Here is a 16,797-nt window from a genome sequence, read left to right as displayed (position 1 = left end):
GGGGCTTCCCTTCAGTGCGCGTGGGTTCGGGTACTGCGGATGAGCCAGAGGGTCGCGGCCAGGCACAGCGCCGAGACACCCCCGAGAAGCAGCGGTACGGCCTCCACGCCGGACCACTCGATGGCCTTGCCGAGCGCCGGCCCGGCCACCACTCCGCCGACCATGGAGGCGGCGATGACCAGGGCTCCGGCGCGCCGGGCGCGCGGGGCGGCCCGGTGCAGCCAGGGCAGGCCGGTGGGGAAGATCGGCGCGATGAAGAGGCCCACGCCGGCGTAGGCGTAGGGCGCCAACTCATCCATGGAGGCGAGGAGCAGACAGACCGTCATGCCGGCGCAGGAGACGGTGATGATGGCCTGGGGCGAGTAGCGCAGGGCGATCGGGGCGACCAGGAACCGGCCCACGGTCATCATCAGCCAGTACACGGAGGTGGCGGTGGCGGCGACCCCGGCGCCGTAGCCGACGGTCTCCAGATGGGTGGGCTCCCAGCCTCCGACACCCGCCTCGATGCCGACGTGCAGGACGTAGAGGGCGACGAACACGCCGAGCACGGAGGCGAGGCTGCGGCCGAGGGCGCCGCCGGTGTCGTACGCCCCCTCGGACGGCTGCGGTGCCCGGTCCCGTACGCCCTTCAGGCACCACAGCAGGGGCAGGTTGGCCAGCGCGAATCCGGCGAACACGGCCGGGTAGTGCGCGGCGCCGACCGTGCCGATGAGGGCCGGGCCGAGGATCGCGCCGATGCCGAAGTGGGCGTTGAGGATGTTCAGCATGGCGGTGGAGCGGTGGCCGAAGCCGACGGCGAACAGCTGGTTGAGGCCGTAGTCGATGCCGCCGAAGCCGAGCCCGGCCAGCAGGGCGGCGGCGAGGGCGACGGGCCAGTTCGGCGCGAGCGCGAAGAGCGCGGCACCGGCCGCCATGAGGAGGTACGCGCCGCCGAGGAGCCGCCGGTTGCCGACCCGGCCGTAGAGCCGGTCGCACAGCAGCACCCCGCCCACCCCGCCGACGAAGTGGGCGCTCAGCCCGAGCCCCGCACCGGACGGGGACAGCCCGAACTCCGCACGGAACGCGGGGATCGCCGGGCCGTACAGCGCCTGCAACGCCCCGATGAGGACGAAGCCGACGCAGGAGGCGACGACGGCGGCCGGGCTGAACACGGGGGCTTCGACAACGCGGGTCTCTCTCAGCACGACAGGAAATGTTACCGGTAACATCCCGCTCGTCAAGATTGCCGACAGCGCCACCATTGAATGATGCAATCAGCATTCATACACTCGCTCGGTGGATGAATTCACCTTTCGTAGACGCTCGACGAGATCAGCGAGGGTGGCCGCCGTGCTGCTGATGGCCGCCGGTCTCACCACCGCTCCGACCCTGACCCCCACCGCGTCGGCCGCGCCCGCCTCGCAGAAACCCGTGGTGTGGCCGCAGCCGCAGAGCATGCGGACGGGACCCGGCCGGTTCACGGTCCCCGACCGGGTCGTGGAGGTCGTCGGCCCGGACACGGACCCCTCGGCCCGCAAGGTCGTCGAGTCCGCCCTGCGCGCCGCCGGCGCCGACCGCATCGTGCCGGTCGACAGACCACCCGCGTCGGCCGCCTTCACCGTCTACCTCGACGGCCCCGGCACCACCGACGCCCTCGAACGCCTGGGCGCCCGCTCCCCCCAAGGTCTCCCCTCCGGCGGCTACACCCTCGCCTCCGGCCGCACCCACAGCCGCACCGTCCTCGCCCTGGCCGGCTCCGACGCCACGGGCACCTTCTACGCCGCCCAGACCCTGCGCCAACTCCTCACCGGACGTGACGAGTTGCCGCAGGTCACCATCCGCGACTGGCCCACCGCCCCCCTGCGGGGTGTGATCGAAGGCTTCTACGGCACCCCGTGGTCCCACGCCGAACGCCTCCGTCAACTCGACTTCTACGGCCGCACCAAGCAGAACGTGTACGTCTACTCCCCCAAGGACGACCCGTATCTGCGCGCCCAGTGGCGCGACGCATACCCGGCGACCGAGCTGGCCCGGTTGAAGGAACTGGTCGACCGGGCCGCCGCCAACCACGTCCGCTTCACCTACGCCCTCTCCCCCGGCCTGTCGGTCTGCTACTCCTCCACCGCCGACATCGCCGCCCTCACCCGCAAGTTCGACTCGCTGTACGCCATCGGGGTGCGCTCCTTCGCCGTCCCGCTGGACGACATCAGCTACACGAAGTGGAACTGTGCCGAGGACGAGGCCAAGTTCGGCACGGGCGGCGGCGCGGCGGGCGAGGCCCAGGCGCATCTGCTCAACACGGCATGGGACGCCTTCTCTTCCGGCCGTCCCGGCCTGCAACCCTTGGAGATGGTCCCCACCGAGTACTCCGACCTCGCCGACTCCCCCTACAAGACGGCCCTGCGCGAGAAGCTCGACCCGTCCGTGGTCGTGGAGTGGACCGGCGTCGGGGTGATCGCGCCGACCATCACCGCCGCCCAAGTCGCGGCGGCTCGCCAGGTGTTCGGCCACCCGATCCTGATCTGGGACAACTACCCGGTCAACGACTACGTCACCAGCCGCCTCCTCCTCGGTCCCTACACCGGCCGCGAACCGGGCGTGGCGAGCCCGGCGAACGGGGCGATCGGCGTGACCGCCAACCCGATGGTCCAGGGCGAGGCGAGCAAGCCGGCCCTGTTCACGACGGCGGCCTACCTCTGGAACCCGGAGGCCTATGACCCGCGGAAGGCGTTCCTGGCTTCCGTCCAGGACCTGGCAGGGCCCGGCGCCGCGAAATGGCTGCGGATCTTCGCCGAGAACAACTACTCCTCCCAGCTCGACCCGACCGAGTCCCCGACCCTGAGCGGGCTCATCGCCGCGTTCCGCAAGGCGTACGAGGACGACAGCGGCCTCGACGGGGCCGCCGCCGCGCTCCGCGCGTACTTCACCGACATGGCGGCGACTCCCGCGCAACTGCGCGCCCGGCTCGCCAACCCCGGTTTCCTGACGGAGACTTCGGCCTGGTTGGACAAGCTGGGCAGATACGGAACGGCGGGGCGGACGGCGGTCGATCTGCTGCTGGCCCACAAGGCGGGCGACAGCGACGCGGTATCGACGTACTGGAGCCAACTGCGCTCCCAGCGCAAGGAGTTGGACGCGATACCGGAGCAGGTCTCGCCGGGCGTGATGGATCAGTTCCTGTACACGACGATGCTGGAGAACGCGCCGGATCCTGGCGTGGACGCCACCTTCTCCCCAGGGTCCATGTCCCTGAAGCCGGGCGACTCCGCGACGGTCACGCTGCGGTTCTCGGACACGTCCGAGAAGACGGTGAGCTGGAAACTGGACGTTCCGGACGGTGTCACCGCGTCCCCGACCGAGGGCACGGCGACGGTCCCGGCCGGGGGCAGCACCTCGGCGACGGTCACGCTGACCGGCGTGAGGGAGGGCGTGCATTCGGTGGTCGTGTCGGGGACGGGCATCCTCGACCGGGCCCTACCCGTCCAGGTCACGGACAGTGCGGGCCCACTGAGAGCGCTGACCGCCAACTTCAGTGGCGCGTCGGTCAGTTCGATCGACCTGGACTCCGGTACGACGCAGAACATCGCCGTCGGCGCCAACCCGGGCGAGGTCGTCGTCAGCGCGGACGGACGGACCGCCTACGCCGCCAACCAGGGTTCCGACACCGTCAGTGTGATCGACGTGGCGAGTGGTGCCGTCACCGCCACGGTCGCCGTGGGGCGGGTCCCCGCCGGGCTGGCGCTGACGCCGGACGGCGGAACGCTCTGGGTCGCCAACTACACGGACGGCACGGTACAGCCGGTGAACACCGGCACGCTGACCGCAGGCTCGCCGGTCGCGGTCGGCGACGGTCCGGAGAACATGGCGATCACACCGGACGGCGGCACCCTGTACGTGGCCAACATCCACGACAACACCGTCAGCCCTGTGGACCTGGCCACCAAGAAGGCCGGTACGGCGATTCCGGTCGGCCCCCGGCCCTTCAACGTGGTCGCCGCGCCGGACGGGAGAACGGTGTACGTGTCCAACTCGGGCGGTTCAACGGTGACTCCGATCGACACGGCGACGAACGACACCGAGCCGACCCTCCTCGTCACCGGCCAGGCGTACGGCCTCGGCCTGTCACCGGACGGCCGCACCCTGTGGGTGAGCCCGAGCACCGGGGACTACGTCACACCCGTGGACACGGTGACGGGCGCACCGGGGACGAAGGTGACGGTGGGGAGGTCGGCGTTCGACGTGGGGTTGGACTGGAGCGGGGCGACGGCGTACGTGACGACGGCTGACGGCAACGCGTTGGTGCCGGTGAATACGGCAAAGGGCACCGCCGGGACCCCATTGACGACCGGCGCCTATCCCCTGGCCGTAGCCCTGACTCCCGTACCAGTGAAGTAACCCCACCGGCCCGCAGACTCGACACGACGCCCCTAGCTGGCGGTACGTCGGATACGCCCGGCGTACCGCTTCTCCAACTCCAGGTTCCCCTCGAACCCACCCGGCACATTGGCGGACACGTACACCGGCGGCCGCTCCCCCGCGGCCAGCATCAAGGCAGACGCCTCCGCCACAGCCATCTGCACCAACAGAACCCCCGTCAACGTCGACAGCGCACACACCGCACCCCCACCCGGCAACTCCAACAACGCATCCCCACGGGGGGCCGCGTTGTCGAGGACCACGTCCGCGAGGTCGACGAGCTTCTTGCCGCTCGCGTGGCCGGCCGGGACGGCGTGGGTGTGGGTGAGGGAGGTGATGGCCAGGATCTTGTGGCCCTGCTCCTTGGCGTGGAGGGCCATCTCGACGATGACGTTGTTGACGCCGGAGTTGGAGACGATGACGAAGAGGTCCGCCGGGCGGGGCGCCGCGAGGTCGTAGAGGCGGGCGGCGACGCCGGGGCTGCGTTCCAGGAGCGGGTCGTCGAGGACGCTCGGCGCGTCACCGCCGTACAGGACGAGGTCGGCGATCTGGATACGGTTGGTGGGGACCAACCCGCCCGCCCGGCCCGCGACTTCGAGGACCATGGCCTGGGAGTGACCGGTGCCGAAGGCGTGGATCACACCGTCGGAGCGGACGCAGTCGGCGATCAGCTCCGCGGCACGGGCCACGTCCTCGCGGCCGGACTCGGTGATCTGCTGGAGGACGGCCAGGCTCTGCTGTGCGAAGCCCTGGGCGCTGACGGAGTCGACGGACACGTGACACTCACTCCCCGCTGATGGATGGAACTGATGGATTGAACCACCCCGTAGTTCACTATCGATGAATCAATAAATCACAGGGTGGCCGATGCGTTCAATCAGCAGCCGATTTCCGGTACTGGTATTCAGTGAGCCCCTCGTAGGGTGGCTGGTACCTTCTCCCCATGCCCCCGACGGACGTCACCACACTGATCCGCACCGAGCTGCCCCGGCTGGCCGGTTCCCTGCGCAAGGTCGGCGAGCTGATCCTGGAGGATCCGGCCGCCGTCACCCACTGTTCGGCCGCCGAGCTGGGGCGCCGCACCGGCACCTCGCAGGCCACCGTGACCCGCTTCTGCCGGGCCATCGGGCTCGACTCCTACCAGCATCTGCTGATCGAACTGGCCCAGGAGCGGGGTCGTGGCCAGGTCTCCGACTGGGGCACCGCGGAGATCGGCCCGGACATCTCCCCCGACGACTCGCTGGAGCGGGTCGTGCAGGTCGTGGGCAACGCGGACCTGCGCGCGGTGCAGCAGACCATCGACCGGATCGACCTCGACGCGATCGAGCGCGCGGCACAGGCCGTGGCGCGCGCCCGGCGCATCGACGTGTACGGGGTCGGTGGCAGCGGGGCGGTGGCGCAGGAGACGGAGACGCGGCTGTTCCGGATCGGCTGCGCGGTGCGCGGCTGGACCGAGGTGCACGGCGCGACCACCTCCGCCGCCCTGCTCACCCCGGCGGACGTGGCCGTCGGCATCTCGCACTCCGGGGCGACCCGGGAGACGGTCGAGCCGTTCGAGCTGGCCAAGGAGCGGGGCGCGACGACCGTGGCGATCACGTCCGACCCGCGCTCGTCGCTGGCCAGGTCCGCCGACATCCGGCTGATCTCGTCCGCCTCGGAGACCAACTTCCTCACCGGCATCGGCGGCCGGCACTCGGTGCTGGTGCTCCTCGACTGCCTCTACGTCCGGGTCGCCCAGCTCTCCTACCAGCGGGCGAGCACCTCGCTGGCGCTGACCGACCACATCATCCCGCAGCACGCGGTGAAGGGCCGCCGGGGTCGCTGACGCCTCCGCACCGAGCTGGTTTTGCATGGATGAACCACCAGAGATAACTGAAGATGGTTGTTTGAATCATCCTCGCGATGCCAGGATGGGGCTCCGCCGAGCATCCTCGTAGGAGACCCATGCGCGTCACCTCTGTCGAGCCGACCGAGCTTTTCGTCGGCACCGCCGAGCAGCCGTACCAGGTGGTGGTCGCCGAGATCGAGCACGTCCCGGGCCGCCAGGTCCGCCTCACGGCCGAGGGTCCGGGGGTGCGCGGTGTCGGGGAGATCCTGGCCACCGTCGGCGAGGACGGAACCGTACGCGCCGAGATACCCGTGACCGGCGACGGCGAGCACGTCACGGTGATCGCGACCGACGGCGCGGACGTCGCCCGGCGCAGGGCCCCGTTCACCGCCGCCGAGCCCGGCTGGACCATGTTCATGGTCAGCCACTTCCACTACGACCCCGTCTGGTGGAACACCCAGGCCGCCTACACCGAGACCTGGGACGTCGCCGACGACCCGGCCGCGAGCGGGCTGCCGGCCCGCACCTTCGACTCGCGCGGCCAGTCGGGCATGAGCCTGGTGCGCGCCCACTGCGATCTCGCCCGGCGCGACCCGGCGTACACCTTCGTGCTCGCGGAGGTCGACTACCTCAAGCCGTACTGGGACGCCTTTCCCGAGGAGCGCGCCTTCCTGCGCGAGCTGATCCGCACCGGCCGCGTCGAGATCATGGGCGGCACCTACAACGAGCCGAACACCAACCTCACCGGCGCCGAGGCGACCGTACGCAACGCGCTGTACGGCGACGGATACCAGCGCGGGATCATGGGGTCGTCTCCCGAAACCGCCTGGCAGCTGGACGCGTTCGGGCATGACCCGCAGTTCCCGGGGCTCATGGCGGACGCCGGGATCACGTCGAGTTCCTGGGCGCGCGGCCCGTTCCATCAGTGGGGCCCGACCCTCTCCGTGTTCGGCGAGGAGCCGCGCGATCCCCGACGCATGCAGTTCCCGGCGGAGTTCGACTGGATCGCCCCCTCGGGGCGCGGGATCCTCACCGCCTACATGGTCAACCACTACGGCGCTGGTTGGGCCATCGACAACGCTCCCACCCTGCCGGAAGCAGAACAGGCCGCCTTCAAGCTGTTCCGGGGTCTGAAGAAGGTCGCGCTCACGCGCAATGTGCTGCTTCCGGTGGGTGGGGACTACGCGCCGCCGTGCCGGTGGGTGATGGGCATCCACCGGGACTGGAACGAGCGGTACGTCTGGCCGCGGTTCGTCAGCGCGATCCCGCGCGACTTCTTCGCCGCCGTACGGGCCGAGTTGACGGCGGAGGGGCGCAGGGCCTCGCCGCAGACGCGGGACATGAACCCGGTCTACACCGGCAAGGACGTCTCCTACATCGACACCAAGCAGGCCCAGCGGTACGGCGAGACACGTCTCGCCGACGCGGAGGCCTGGGCGACCCTCGCCTCCCTCGTCGCCGGGCATCCCTACCCGGACGCGGCGCTGGACAAGGCGTGGCGGCAGCTGATCTACGGCGCCCATCACGACGCGATCACCGGCTCGGAGTCGGACCAGGTGTACATCGACCTGCTCACCGGCTGGCGGGAGTTGTACGACCTGGCGGAGGCGGTGCACGCCGACGCGACGGACGCGTTGGCGCGCAGAGTCGCCCGACTACCCGGTTCGACGCGCGACTTGGTGGTCTTCAACGCGGCCACGCGCGAGCGGCAGGACGTCCTGGCCGTCGCCGACCCCGGGATGGTCCCGCTCGACGACACCGGTCTGCCGCTGCCCGCCGTGCGCGAGGAGGACGGTGAACTCCGGGTCGTGGTACCGGACGTTCCGGGCCTCGGCCTCAAGGCGCTGCCGCTCGCCGAGGGTTCGGTGGCCGGATGGGCGCCCGGCGAGGGGACGACGATCCGCAACGAGTTCTACGAGGTGACCGTCGACCCCTCGCGCGGCGGCGGCGTCAGCAGTCTGCGCCAGGGCGGCCGGGAGCTGCTGCGCCCCGGTGACATCGGCAACGAACTCGTCGTCCAGGAGGAGTACGCGCGGCACCCGCGCTTCGGCGAGGGACCCTGGCATCTCACCCCGACAGGTGTCACGGCCGCCCGGAGCCGTGACGTCACGGCTGACATCGATGTCGAGCACTCGGCGGCGGGGCAGCGCATCACCGTCCGCGCCGATCTCGGCCTCTTCCGCTGCACCCAGCGGCTGACCCTGTGGAAGGGCGTCGACCGGCTCGACGTCTCCACGACCGTCGACGGCTACGACGGCGCCGACCGGCTGATCCGGGTGCGCTGGCCGTCCGACGTACGCGGCGGGCTGCCGGTGCACGAGGTGGCGGACGCGGTGATCGGGCGCGGTTTCGGGTTCGTGGAGGTGGACAGCGAACGCTTCCCGTGGACGCTCGACAACCCGGCCAACACCTGGTTCGGGCTCGGCTCCACCGCACGGGTCGCGGTGCACGACGACTCCGGCAGCCTGCTCGGCCAACGAGCCGTCGGGGTCGCCGAGTTGGTGTATGTCGACTGGGACGCGGCCGGTGAACTGGGGGCGCCCCTCGCGGCGGCACTGGTCCGCGCCGGGGTGACCGCCACCTCGACCATCGCGGGCGGCCCCCGCTACGGCGATCTGGAGGTCGACTCCAACCTCCCCGACCTCCGTATCGCCGTCGGTGGCCCCGACCACAACTCCGTGGTCGCCGAGGCCCTAGCCATGGACCCGGCCGCCGGGCGTGAGCTCCGGCGCCAGCTGGGCGAGTCGGGGGTGGCGGCCGTATGGGTCGCACCGCGCGCCTCGCTGCGCGAGGAGTGGGTGCCGGGGGCGGATCTGCGGGACCTGGAGCGGCTGCCGCTGCTGGTGGTCGCCGACACCGGGGACGGCGCCAAGGCGGTCGACGCGCTCATCGCCGACCTCGACGACTTCACGGTGTCGGCCACGGCGGCGGGCGGCGGTGAGGCTCTTCCGCCGGGCGACGCCTGGGACGGCCGCAGCTTCGCCGTTCTCAACCGGGGCACGCCGGGCTGCGTGGTCACCTCTTCCGGCGACCTCTACCTGTCCCTCATGCGCTCCTGCACCGGCTGGCCCTCCGGCATCTGGGTCGACCCGCCCCGACGCACCACCCCCGACGGCTCGGGGTTCCAGCTCCAACGCTGGTCCCACACCTTCGAGTACGCCGTCGTGGCGGGCGAGGGCGACTGGCGGGACGGCGAACTCCCGGCCCGGGGACACGAGTTCAACCACCCGCTGACCGCCCGTCTGCGCACCGAGGCCGAGAACCCCGTCCTGCCCCGCAAGGGCGCACTGCTCCATCTGGAGCCCGCGGGCGAGGTCCTCCTCGACGCCCTCAAGCCGGCCGGCTCACCACTGGCCCGGGGCAGCGTGGAGCGGGCGGACCCGGGGCGTGGGGTCGTGGTCCGCGTGCACGAGGTGAACGGACGGGAGACACAGGCCCGCATCCGAGGCCCGCTCGCCTGGATCGGAGGCGCCAGGGCCGATGTACTGGAAACGCCGGGGGAGCCACTGGCACCGGACGCGCAAGGCGCCCTTGCCGTCCCCCTGAACGGCTTCGAGGTGGCGACGATCCTGGCCACACCCACCGAGGCTTCCGTATCGCCGGACCCGGGCGTCGCCGCCCACGAGCCGGCCCAGCCGATCCACACGCGCTACTGGCTCCACAACTCCGGCCCGGCGCCGCGCGGCAACATGCCGGTGACGGTGTACGTCTCCCCCACCGCCCTCACCGTCTCCGGCCCGGTCACGGCGACGGTCCGGATCGCCTCCGAGCTGACGGACGCCCCCGTGTCGGGCACGGTCACCTTCGAGGTCCCGCCCGACTGGCTGGCCGAGCCCGCCGAACTGCCCTACGCGCTGGGCCCCGGCGGCTTCTCCCTCGCCGAGGTCACGGTGACCCCGCCCCCGGACGCCGAGCCGGGCAGACACCGACTGGCGGCCCGGCTGACGTACGGCGGGCAGTCGTACGAGGACGTCGTGGCACTGGAGGTGCCGGGCGGGCCTCCGGCGGGGCCGACGCTGGTGTGCGGCCTGGGAGTTGAGCGGGTCGCCGTGCGGCGGGGCGAGCGCGTCCAAGTGCCGGTGAGTCTGCGCAACACCACGCTCGGGGCGATCGGCGGCCAACTGTGGGCGGTGTCGTCCTGGGGCACGTGGGCTGGGGTCCAGCCGGGCCTCCAGGGCTTCACCGTGCCCGCGGGGCGGGAACTGGAGTGCGTGATCGAGGTGGACGGCTCATCGATCCCACCGGGTTCGTACTGGCTGATGGCAAAGGTCGGATGGGACGGGTGCGTCGCCTATACGGAGGCGGTGGAGCTGGAGGTGACGCAGTGACGGAACATGACGCCGCAGTGGTCCAGGGCGACCCGATCCCGAAGGCGCGAATCGAGGCTTTCCTGGAAAGGGCCGGCTGGCCGGCGCACCCAAGGGGCGCGGGGCCGTATCAATGTGCGGCTCCGCCGCGGGGCGCGACCAGCCACGACGAGCCCGCACACGCCCACCGGCACACCACCGCACCCCCCTCCGACCGCCGGGCCCGCGACGAAAGACAACGCCGTCGCTGGGCCACCCAGGTAGTGGTCACCGACGAACTCGCCCGCAGGGCCTGCGCCGCCCGAGGCCTCAGACCCCCACCCGAGGCCTCACCCACCCTCGTCGCAGAGTCCGCCGTAGCCGACCTGGGCAGCATCGTCGCCACCGCCCTCGCCCACTCCCCCGCCGCCCGGGCACTGTTGGCCGAGCTGGAGCGTGAGCAACCCGTCCCCGACGAGGCCGCCTGGGAGTACTACACCCGCAACCGGGACCGCCACCTCACCCCGGACGCCCTCAGACGCGGCGTGAACCCCTTCCACGGGGCCACGGACACGGACTTCGTGCCGTACGAACAGGCCCGCGACAGCATCACCGCGGAGCTGCGCCGCGCCGCGGGCAGGCGCGCGTTCTTCGACTGGCTCGACCAGGCCCGCGTGGGCGTGGAGTACGCGCCGGGCCACGAGCACCCGGGCGACCCCTCACACCCGGACCACGAGCACCGGCACTGAGAACGGCATCCAAACGCAACACGGCAAACCATTGACCTCCGATGAATTCTGGTCCACCTTTTCATCAATCAGAGTCCAAGTTGGTGATTTGAACCAGCCGAGAGGACAGTTCATGCGTGCGAAGAGACTGACCGGATCCCTTGCCTGTCTCGTGGTCCTGACGCTGACGGCCGCCGGATGCGGCCTGTCGGGCGGCGGGTCCGGGGACGGGGACGCGACGGCGGGCGGTTGCAAGGTCGACAAGGGCAACGTCGGGTCGGGCAAGCTGACCGGGGACGTCAAGGGCACGATCACCTTCCAGACCACCAACTTGAAGAAAGACTTCGGGGACTTCTTCAACGGGGTGATCGCCGACTTCGAGAAGGCGCACGCCGGCGCCAAGGTCAAGTGGATCGACGACCCGGGCGACAACACCTTCACCAGCCGCACCGTCGCCGACGCCCAGGCCTGCACGCTCGCGGACGTCATCAACGTCAACGCCCCGACGGCGACGGCCCTCACCAAGGCCGGCTATCTGCTCGACGTCGGCACGAAGGACCCGGACGCGTCCAAGCCGTTCGTCTCCTCGTTCTGGAAGTCGGCCACCTTCAAGAACGCCGACGGCAAGGCGATCCACACCACGCTGCCCTGGTACACGGGCGGTGTCGTGCTGACGTACAACAAGGACCTGTTGGCCAAGGCCGGCATCGACCCTGCCAAGCCGCCGACGAGCATCTTCGGGCTGTTCGCCGACTACGAGAAGGTCGCCGAGGCGGGCGACGGCAAGTTCTACGCCACGATGGCCAACCCGGTCTGGCGCATCCCCGCCGACTTCGACCAGATGGGCATCAAGGTCCTGTCCAGCGACGGCAAGTCCGCCGTGTTCGGGGACGATCCGCGCACCACGCAGTGGGTGGAGTGGATGGCCAAGCTGTACAAGGCGGGCGCGATGCCGAAGGACTCGCTGTCCTCCAGCAACGACCCGTCCACGCTCTACAGCCAGGGCAAGGTGGCCTACGGTTCGACGAACCCGAGTTTCGTGCGGTTCGTGAAGCAGAACAGCCCGTCGGTCTACGACAGGACGGCGGTCGGCCAGCAGCCCTATGACGCGCTCGGCGTCGCCTCCGCCGGTGCCCCGCAGTACATATCGGTCGCCGCGACCAGCAAGAACGCGCCCACGGCGCTGTCGTTCGCGGAGTTCCTGACCAACGCCGAGAACCAGACGGCCTGGTGCAAGGACCCGGCCGTGGTGATCTTCCCGACGACCACCGAGTCGCTGAGCGACCCGTTCTTCCAGAACGTCACCGGCAGCGACCCGTTCTCCCAGGCCCGCAAGCTCGTCGCCGACCAGCTCAAGACGGCCAGCACCAACCAGACCAACCTCTCCCCGGCCGTGCAGAACGCGATCGTGGCGCAGGTGCAGTTGGCCATGCAGGGCAAGAAGAGCGCGGCCGACGCCGTGAAGGACGCCCAGGAGAAGGCCAACGAGCTGCTGAAGCAGGCGGGTTGACGGTGACGGCTCAGATCACGAAGCCGGTTCCGGTGCCCGGTACGGAGACCTCTGTGCCGGGCCCGGCCCCCTCCCGCCTGCGGGCGCTGCTGCCCGGCCCGGCCGCCGGGGCCAACGGGGCCGCGATGTACCGGCGTTGGTGGCTGCCCTGGCTGTGGACGGCGCCCGCGATCGTCTGCGCGGTGGTCTTCGGGGTCTTCCCGTTCCTCAACACCGTGCTGCTGTCGTTCACCGACGCCAAGCCCTTGGGCGGCGCCGCGAGTTTCGTCGGGATCGACAACTACACGCGGATGCTGGACGACTCCGACTTCTGGCTGGCGACCCGCAACAGCATCCTGTACGCCGTCATCGTCGTCCCACTGATGGTGCTGCTGCCGCTGATGCTCGCCGTGCTGGTGGAGAAGAACCTCCCGGGCATCGGTTTCTTCCGCTCCGCCTTCTACACGCCGGTGCTCGCCTCCAGCGTGGTCGTGGGCCTGAGCTGGCAGTGGCTGCTGGCGGACGACGGACTGGTCAACACCTGGCTCGAGAAAGCCCACTTGATCAGAACGGCGATCCCGTTCCTGTCCGACTCCTGGCTGATCCTGCTCTCCGCGATGGGCCTGACCCTGTGGAAGGGCCTCGGCTGGTACATGGTCTTCTACCTGGCCGCCCTCGGGAACGTCCCCAAGGAGCTGCACGAGGCCGCGCAGATGGACGGCGCCGGCGCGGTCCGCCGCTTCTGGCACATCACGATCCCCGGGGTGCGCCAGGCCATGATGCTCGTCGGCACCCTCACCGGCATCGGCTCGCTCCGGGTCTTCACCGAGATCTACATGCTCGGCAGCTCCACCGGCGGCCCCGGCGGCGCGGACCGCACCCTGCCGTTCTACATCCGGGACGTCGGCCTGGACCCCATCACCGGCAACGCCGGCTACGGCTCGGCCGTCAGCGTGGCCCTGTTCGCGCTGACGCTGGGGCTGACCCTGCTGGCGCAGCGTCTGACGAAGGAGGACGAGTCGTGACGACGGCCGTGGAGAAGCGCCGCCGGCTGCTGCCCCGCTGGGGCGACTACGGCAGACCGCGCGAACTCGCCGTCCGCTACCTGCTGTTGTTCCTCGTCCTCGGCCTGACGGTCGGCCCGCTGCTCTGGCAGCTCCTCGCCTCCCTGAAGAGCACGAGCGAGGACGTCTTCGGCGCGGACGCCACCCTGCTCCCGCACCACCCGACCCTGCGCGCCTACCGCACGGTCTTCGACCAGGTGCCGGTGTGGTCGTACATCAGGAACAGCCTGATCGTGGTCGCCCTGTCGATCACCAGCCAGCTGGTCTTCTCCACCACGGCCGGCTACATGCTCTCCAAGCCCGGCTGGAAGGGCCGCAAGGCGGTCTGGGTGGTCCTCATCGCCTCGATGATGTTCCCCTTCGAGTCGATCATGGTGTCGCTGTTCATCAGCATCCGCGACCTGGGTCTGGTCGACAGCCTGGCGGGCGTGTGGCTGCCCGGTTTCGTCGGCGCCATCAACGTCCTCCTCATGCGCGGCGCGTTCCTCGCGGTCCCGCGCGAGATCGAGGACTCGGCGATGCTCGACGGCGCGGGCGAATGGCAGCGCTTCCGCTATCTCTATCTGCCCTCCGCCTGGGGCGCGATCATGGTGGTGGTCATCAACACCTTCATCAGCGCCTGGGACGACTTCCTGTGGCCCCTGATCGTGCTGCGCTCGGAGAGCAACATGACGCTGACGCTGGGCCTCTCCCGGCTCCAGTCGTCGTCGTTCGGCTACGACCAGCGGATGGTGATGGCCGGTTCGGTGATCTCCGTGATCCCGGTGCTGATCCTGTTCGTGATCACGCAGCGGTGGTTCTACAAGGGCGTCTCGTCGGGAGCGGTCAAGATCTGACGTCGAGGTCGAGCCGGACGGGCACGGTGGTGAGCGCCGCCCGCGCGGACTCGGCGACGCGGATCTCCACCAGTCCGGTGAGCTCGTCGGCCAGGGGCACGGTCACCGTGCGGCACTCGCCCGCCGCGAGACCGACACTCTCGAACGCGCACAGTTCGAGGGTGCGTGGCCAGGTGGTGGCGATCAGCCGCCGCAGATAGACCTGCACGACCGAACGGCCGTACCGGTCCCCGGTGTTGGTGACATCGAGGGTGACGGTACGGCCGTCCGCGCTGGGCGGCCCGTAGGTGAAGCTCGTGTACGACAGCCCGTGCCCGAAGGCGTACTGCGGCTCGGCGTCGGCGTCCACGTAGCCGCCGTACTCGGTGTCCTTGTGGTTGTAGTAGACGGGGAGTTGGGCCGCCGAGCGCGGAACGGAGACGGGCAGTCGGCCGCATGGCTCCGCGAGTCCGAGGAGCACCTCGGCGATCGCCTCGCCGCCCCAGGGGCCCGGATACCAGGCGGTGAGGAGGGCGCCCGCCGTGTCGGGCACGACGTGCGGGCGGCCTTGGATCAGGACGACCGCCGTGGGTGTGCCGGTCGCCACGACGGCGTCCAGGAGCGTGTACTGAGCCGCCCCCAGCCGCAGCCCCGCGAGGTCGACGCCCTCGCCGCAGGTCATCTCCGAGACGGCGTTCAGGGCAGCCCCGTTGGCGGCGAAGTCGGTGTCCGGCGTACGGGCGCTGCTGCCGCCCAGCACGAGCACCGCGAGGTCGGAGGCGGCGGCCGCGGCGACCGCCTCGGGGATGCCGGAGCGGTCGTCGCCGGTGAGCGCGCAGCCCCGGGCGTGGCGGATGTCGACGCCGGCTGGGGCGAGGCGACGCAGGGCGTCGAGGACGCTGCTGCCGGTGCCGGGGCGCTGCGGGGCGGTGTAGTCGCCCGACTGGTGGACCGCGGTGGCCGATTGGGGGCCGAGTACGGCGATACGGGAGACATGGGCGCAGACGGGGAGGGTGCCGTCGTTGGCCAGGAGGGTGACGGCGGCGCGGGCGAGATCGACGCTGAGGGTCCTGCCTCCGGTGGGCGCCGGGGACGGTTTCTGCTCCGGGTCGAACAGGCCCAGGCGGAACTTGAGGCGCAGTACGCGGGCTACGGCGGCGTCGAGAGCCGCTTCCTCGACCAGCCCCCGTTCCACCGCCTCCTCCAGATGCGTGAACCCCTCGTCCCAAAGGCTCAGGTCCACTCCGGAATTGAGGGCCAGGGCGCCTGCGGAGATCTTGTCGCCGGTGATGCGGGCGAGCCTGTCGACGGCCAGCCCGTCCGCCATGACCAGCCCTTCGAATCCCCACTCCTGCCTGAGGAGTTCGGTGAGCAGGGCGCGGTTGCCGGAGCAGGGCATGCCGTCGACCTCGTTGTAGGCGGCCATGACGGCGGCGGCACCGGCGCGGACGCCTGCGCGGGCGGCGGGCAGGTGGATCTCGTGCAGTTCACGGAGCCCGAGTTCGGACTCGGCGGAGTTGCGGCCCCCGACGGTGGCGCCCTGCCCCGCGAAGTGCTTGAGGACGACGGGGGCCTTGTCGGGGGCGAACAGCTCGCCCGAGCCCTGCATCCCGTGCACCAGCGCCTCCGTCAGACGGGCGGCCAGGTACGGGTCCTCGCCGAAGCACTCCTCGGTACGGCCCCAGCGCGGGTCCCGGGCGATGTCCAGGGCGGACACGAGGGCGACATGGCCGCCACGGGCGCGCAGTTCGGCGGCGGCGTGGGCGGCGGCGCGCTCGTACAGCGCCGGGTCCCAGGTGGCGCCGGCGGCCAGGTTGACGGGGAGGACCGTGCCGTCGAGGGCCATCAGGCCGTGCGGCACCTCCTCGACGAACAGCGCGGGAATGCCGAGGCGGCTGCTCTCGACGACGTGGCGCTGGACGAGGTCGGCGAGGGCGGCGGCGTCCTCGGCGCCGGGTCCGCTGCCGTGGTCGACGCCGGACCAGGCGTCTGCGCGCTGAAGGCCGTACAGGGCGCCGAGGCCCGCGAAGCGCTCGGTCTCGGCGCGGAGGGCGTCGGTGAGTTCGAAGCAGCCGTCGGGGGTGCGGCGGTAGGCGTCCCAGCCGTACATGCGCTGGTTGAGCTGGCCGACCTTCTCGCGCGGGGTCATGCGGGCGAGGAGGTCGTGGACGCGGGCGTCGAGGGGGGCGGCG

10 protein-coding genes are annotated in these 16,797 nt (G+C 70.8%); 7 read left to right on the top strand and 3 right to left on the bottom strand.

Translation table 11 applies throughout. The annotated features are described in order from the left end of the window. Positions 1–11: 11 nt before the first annotated feature. On the bottom strand, positions 12–1,184 hold the full coding sequence (locus ACIHIX_RS06845) for an MFS transporter (RefSeq protein ID WP_399950803.1): 1,173 nt from the start codon (positions 1,182–1,184) through the stop codon (positions 12–14). 154 nt (positions 1,185–1,338) lie between these two features. On the opposite strand from ACIHIX_RS06845, the gene ACIHIX_RS06840 reads away from it, so the two are divergent. Next, complete coding sequence (locus tag ACIHIX_RS06840) at positions 1,339–4,374, top strand: beta-N-acetylglucosaminidase domain-containing protein (RefSeq protein ID WP_399951931.1); 3,036 nt, start codon at positions 1,339–1,341, stop codon at positions 4,372–4,374. 32 nt (positions 4,375–4,406) lie between these two features. On the opposite strand, the gene ACIHIX_RS06835 is transcribed toward ACIHIX_RS06840, so the two are convergent. Then, a complete protein-coding gene (locus tag ACIHIX_RS06835) occupies positions 4,407–5,171 on the bottom strand; it encodes a sugar isomerase domain-containing protein (protein ID WP_399950800.1) in 765 nt (254 codons plus the stop codon). A gap of 167 nt (positions 5,172–5,338) precedes the next feature. On the opposite strand from ACIHIX_RS06835, the gene ACIHIX_RS06830 reads away from it, so the two are divergent. The 6 genes from ACIHIX_RS06830 to ACIHIX_RS06805 all read left to right on the top strand — a co-directional run bounded on the left by ACIHIX_RS06830 (position 5,339) and on the right by ACIHIX_RS06805 (position 14,626). After that, the gene (locus ACIHIX_RS06830) at positions 5,339–6,220 is read left to right on the top strand and encodes a MurR/RpiR family transcriptional regulator (protein ID WP_399950797.1); all 882 of its coding nucleotides are present in this window, start codon (positions 5,339–5,341) and stop codon (positions 6,218–6,220) included. Between the two features lie 119 nt (positions 6,221–6,339). Further along, positions 6,340–10,551 carry an NEW3 domain-containing protein gene (locus tag ACIHIX_RS06825; protein WP_399950794.1) on the top strand — a complete coding sequence of 1,404 codons (4,212 nt, stop codon included), beginning with the start codon at positions 6,340–6,342 and terminating at the stop codon, positions 10,549–10,551. After that, positions 10,548–11,258 carry a peptidyl-prolyl cis-trans isomerase gene (locus tag ACIHIX_RS06820; RefSeq protein ID WP_399950791.1) on the top strand — a complete coding sequence of 237 codons (711 nt, stop codon included), beginning with the start codon at positions 10,548–10,550 and terminating at the stop codon, positions 11,256–11,258. Before ACIHIX_RS06825 ends, ACIHIX_RS06820 begins: the two co-directional genes overlap by 4 nt. Positions 11,259–11,370: 112 nt before the next feature. Further along, entirely contained in the window at positions 11,371–12,747 is a 1,377-nt protein-coding gene (locus tag ACIHIX_RS06815) for an extracellular solute-binding protein (protein ID WP_399950788.1), read from the top strand. Between the two features lie 2 nt (positions 12,748–12,749). After that, positions 12,750–13,751: a carbohydrate ABC transporter permease gene (locus ACIHIX_RS06810; protein ID WP_399950785.1), complete on the top strand. Its 1,002-nt coding sequence runs from the start codon at positions 12,750–12,752 to the stop codon at positions 13,749–13,751. Next, positions 13,748–14,626 carry a carbohydrate ABC transporter permease gene (locus ACIHIX_RS06805; RefSeq protein WP_399950782.1) on the top strand — a complete coding sequence of 293 codons (879 nt, stop codon included), beginning with the start codon at positions 13,748–13,750 and terminating at the stop codon, positions 14,624–14,626. The genes ACIHIX_RS06810 and ACIHIX_RS06805 overlap by 4 nt, the downstream gene beginning before the upstream one ends. On the opposite strand, the gene ACIHIX_RS06800 is transcribed toward ACIHIX_RS06805, so the two are convergent. Next, positions 14,616–16,754 carry a glycoside hydrolase family 3 N-terminal domain-containing protein gene (locus tag ACIHIX_RS06800; RefSeq protein ID WP_399951928.1) on the bottom strand — a complete coding sequence of 713 codons (2,139 nt, stop codon included), beginning with the start codon at positions 16,752–16,754 and terminating at the stop codon, positions 14,616–14,618. The two genes, ACIHIX_RS06805 and ACIHIX_RS06800, sit on opposite strands and share 11 nt — an antisense overlap. Positions 16,755–16,797 lie beyond the last annotated feature (43 nt).

Source organism: Streptomyces sp. NPDC051913, assembly GCF_044593635.1.
Classification (GTDB): Bacteria; Actinomycetota; Actinomycetes; order Streptomycetales; family Streptomycetaceae; genus Streptomyces.
This window is presented reverse-complemented; position numbering and strand designations above follow the sequence as displayed.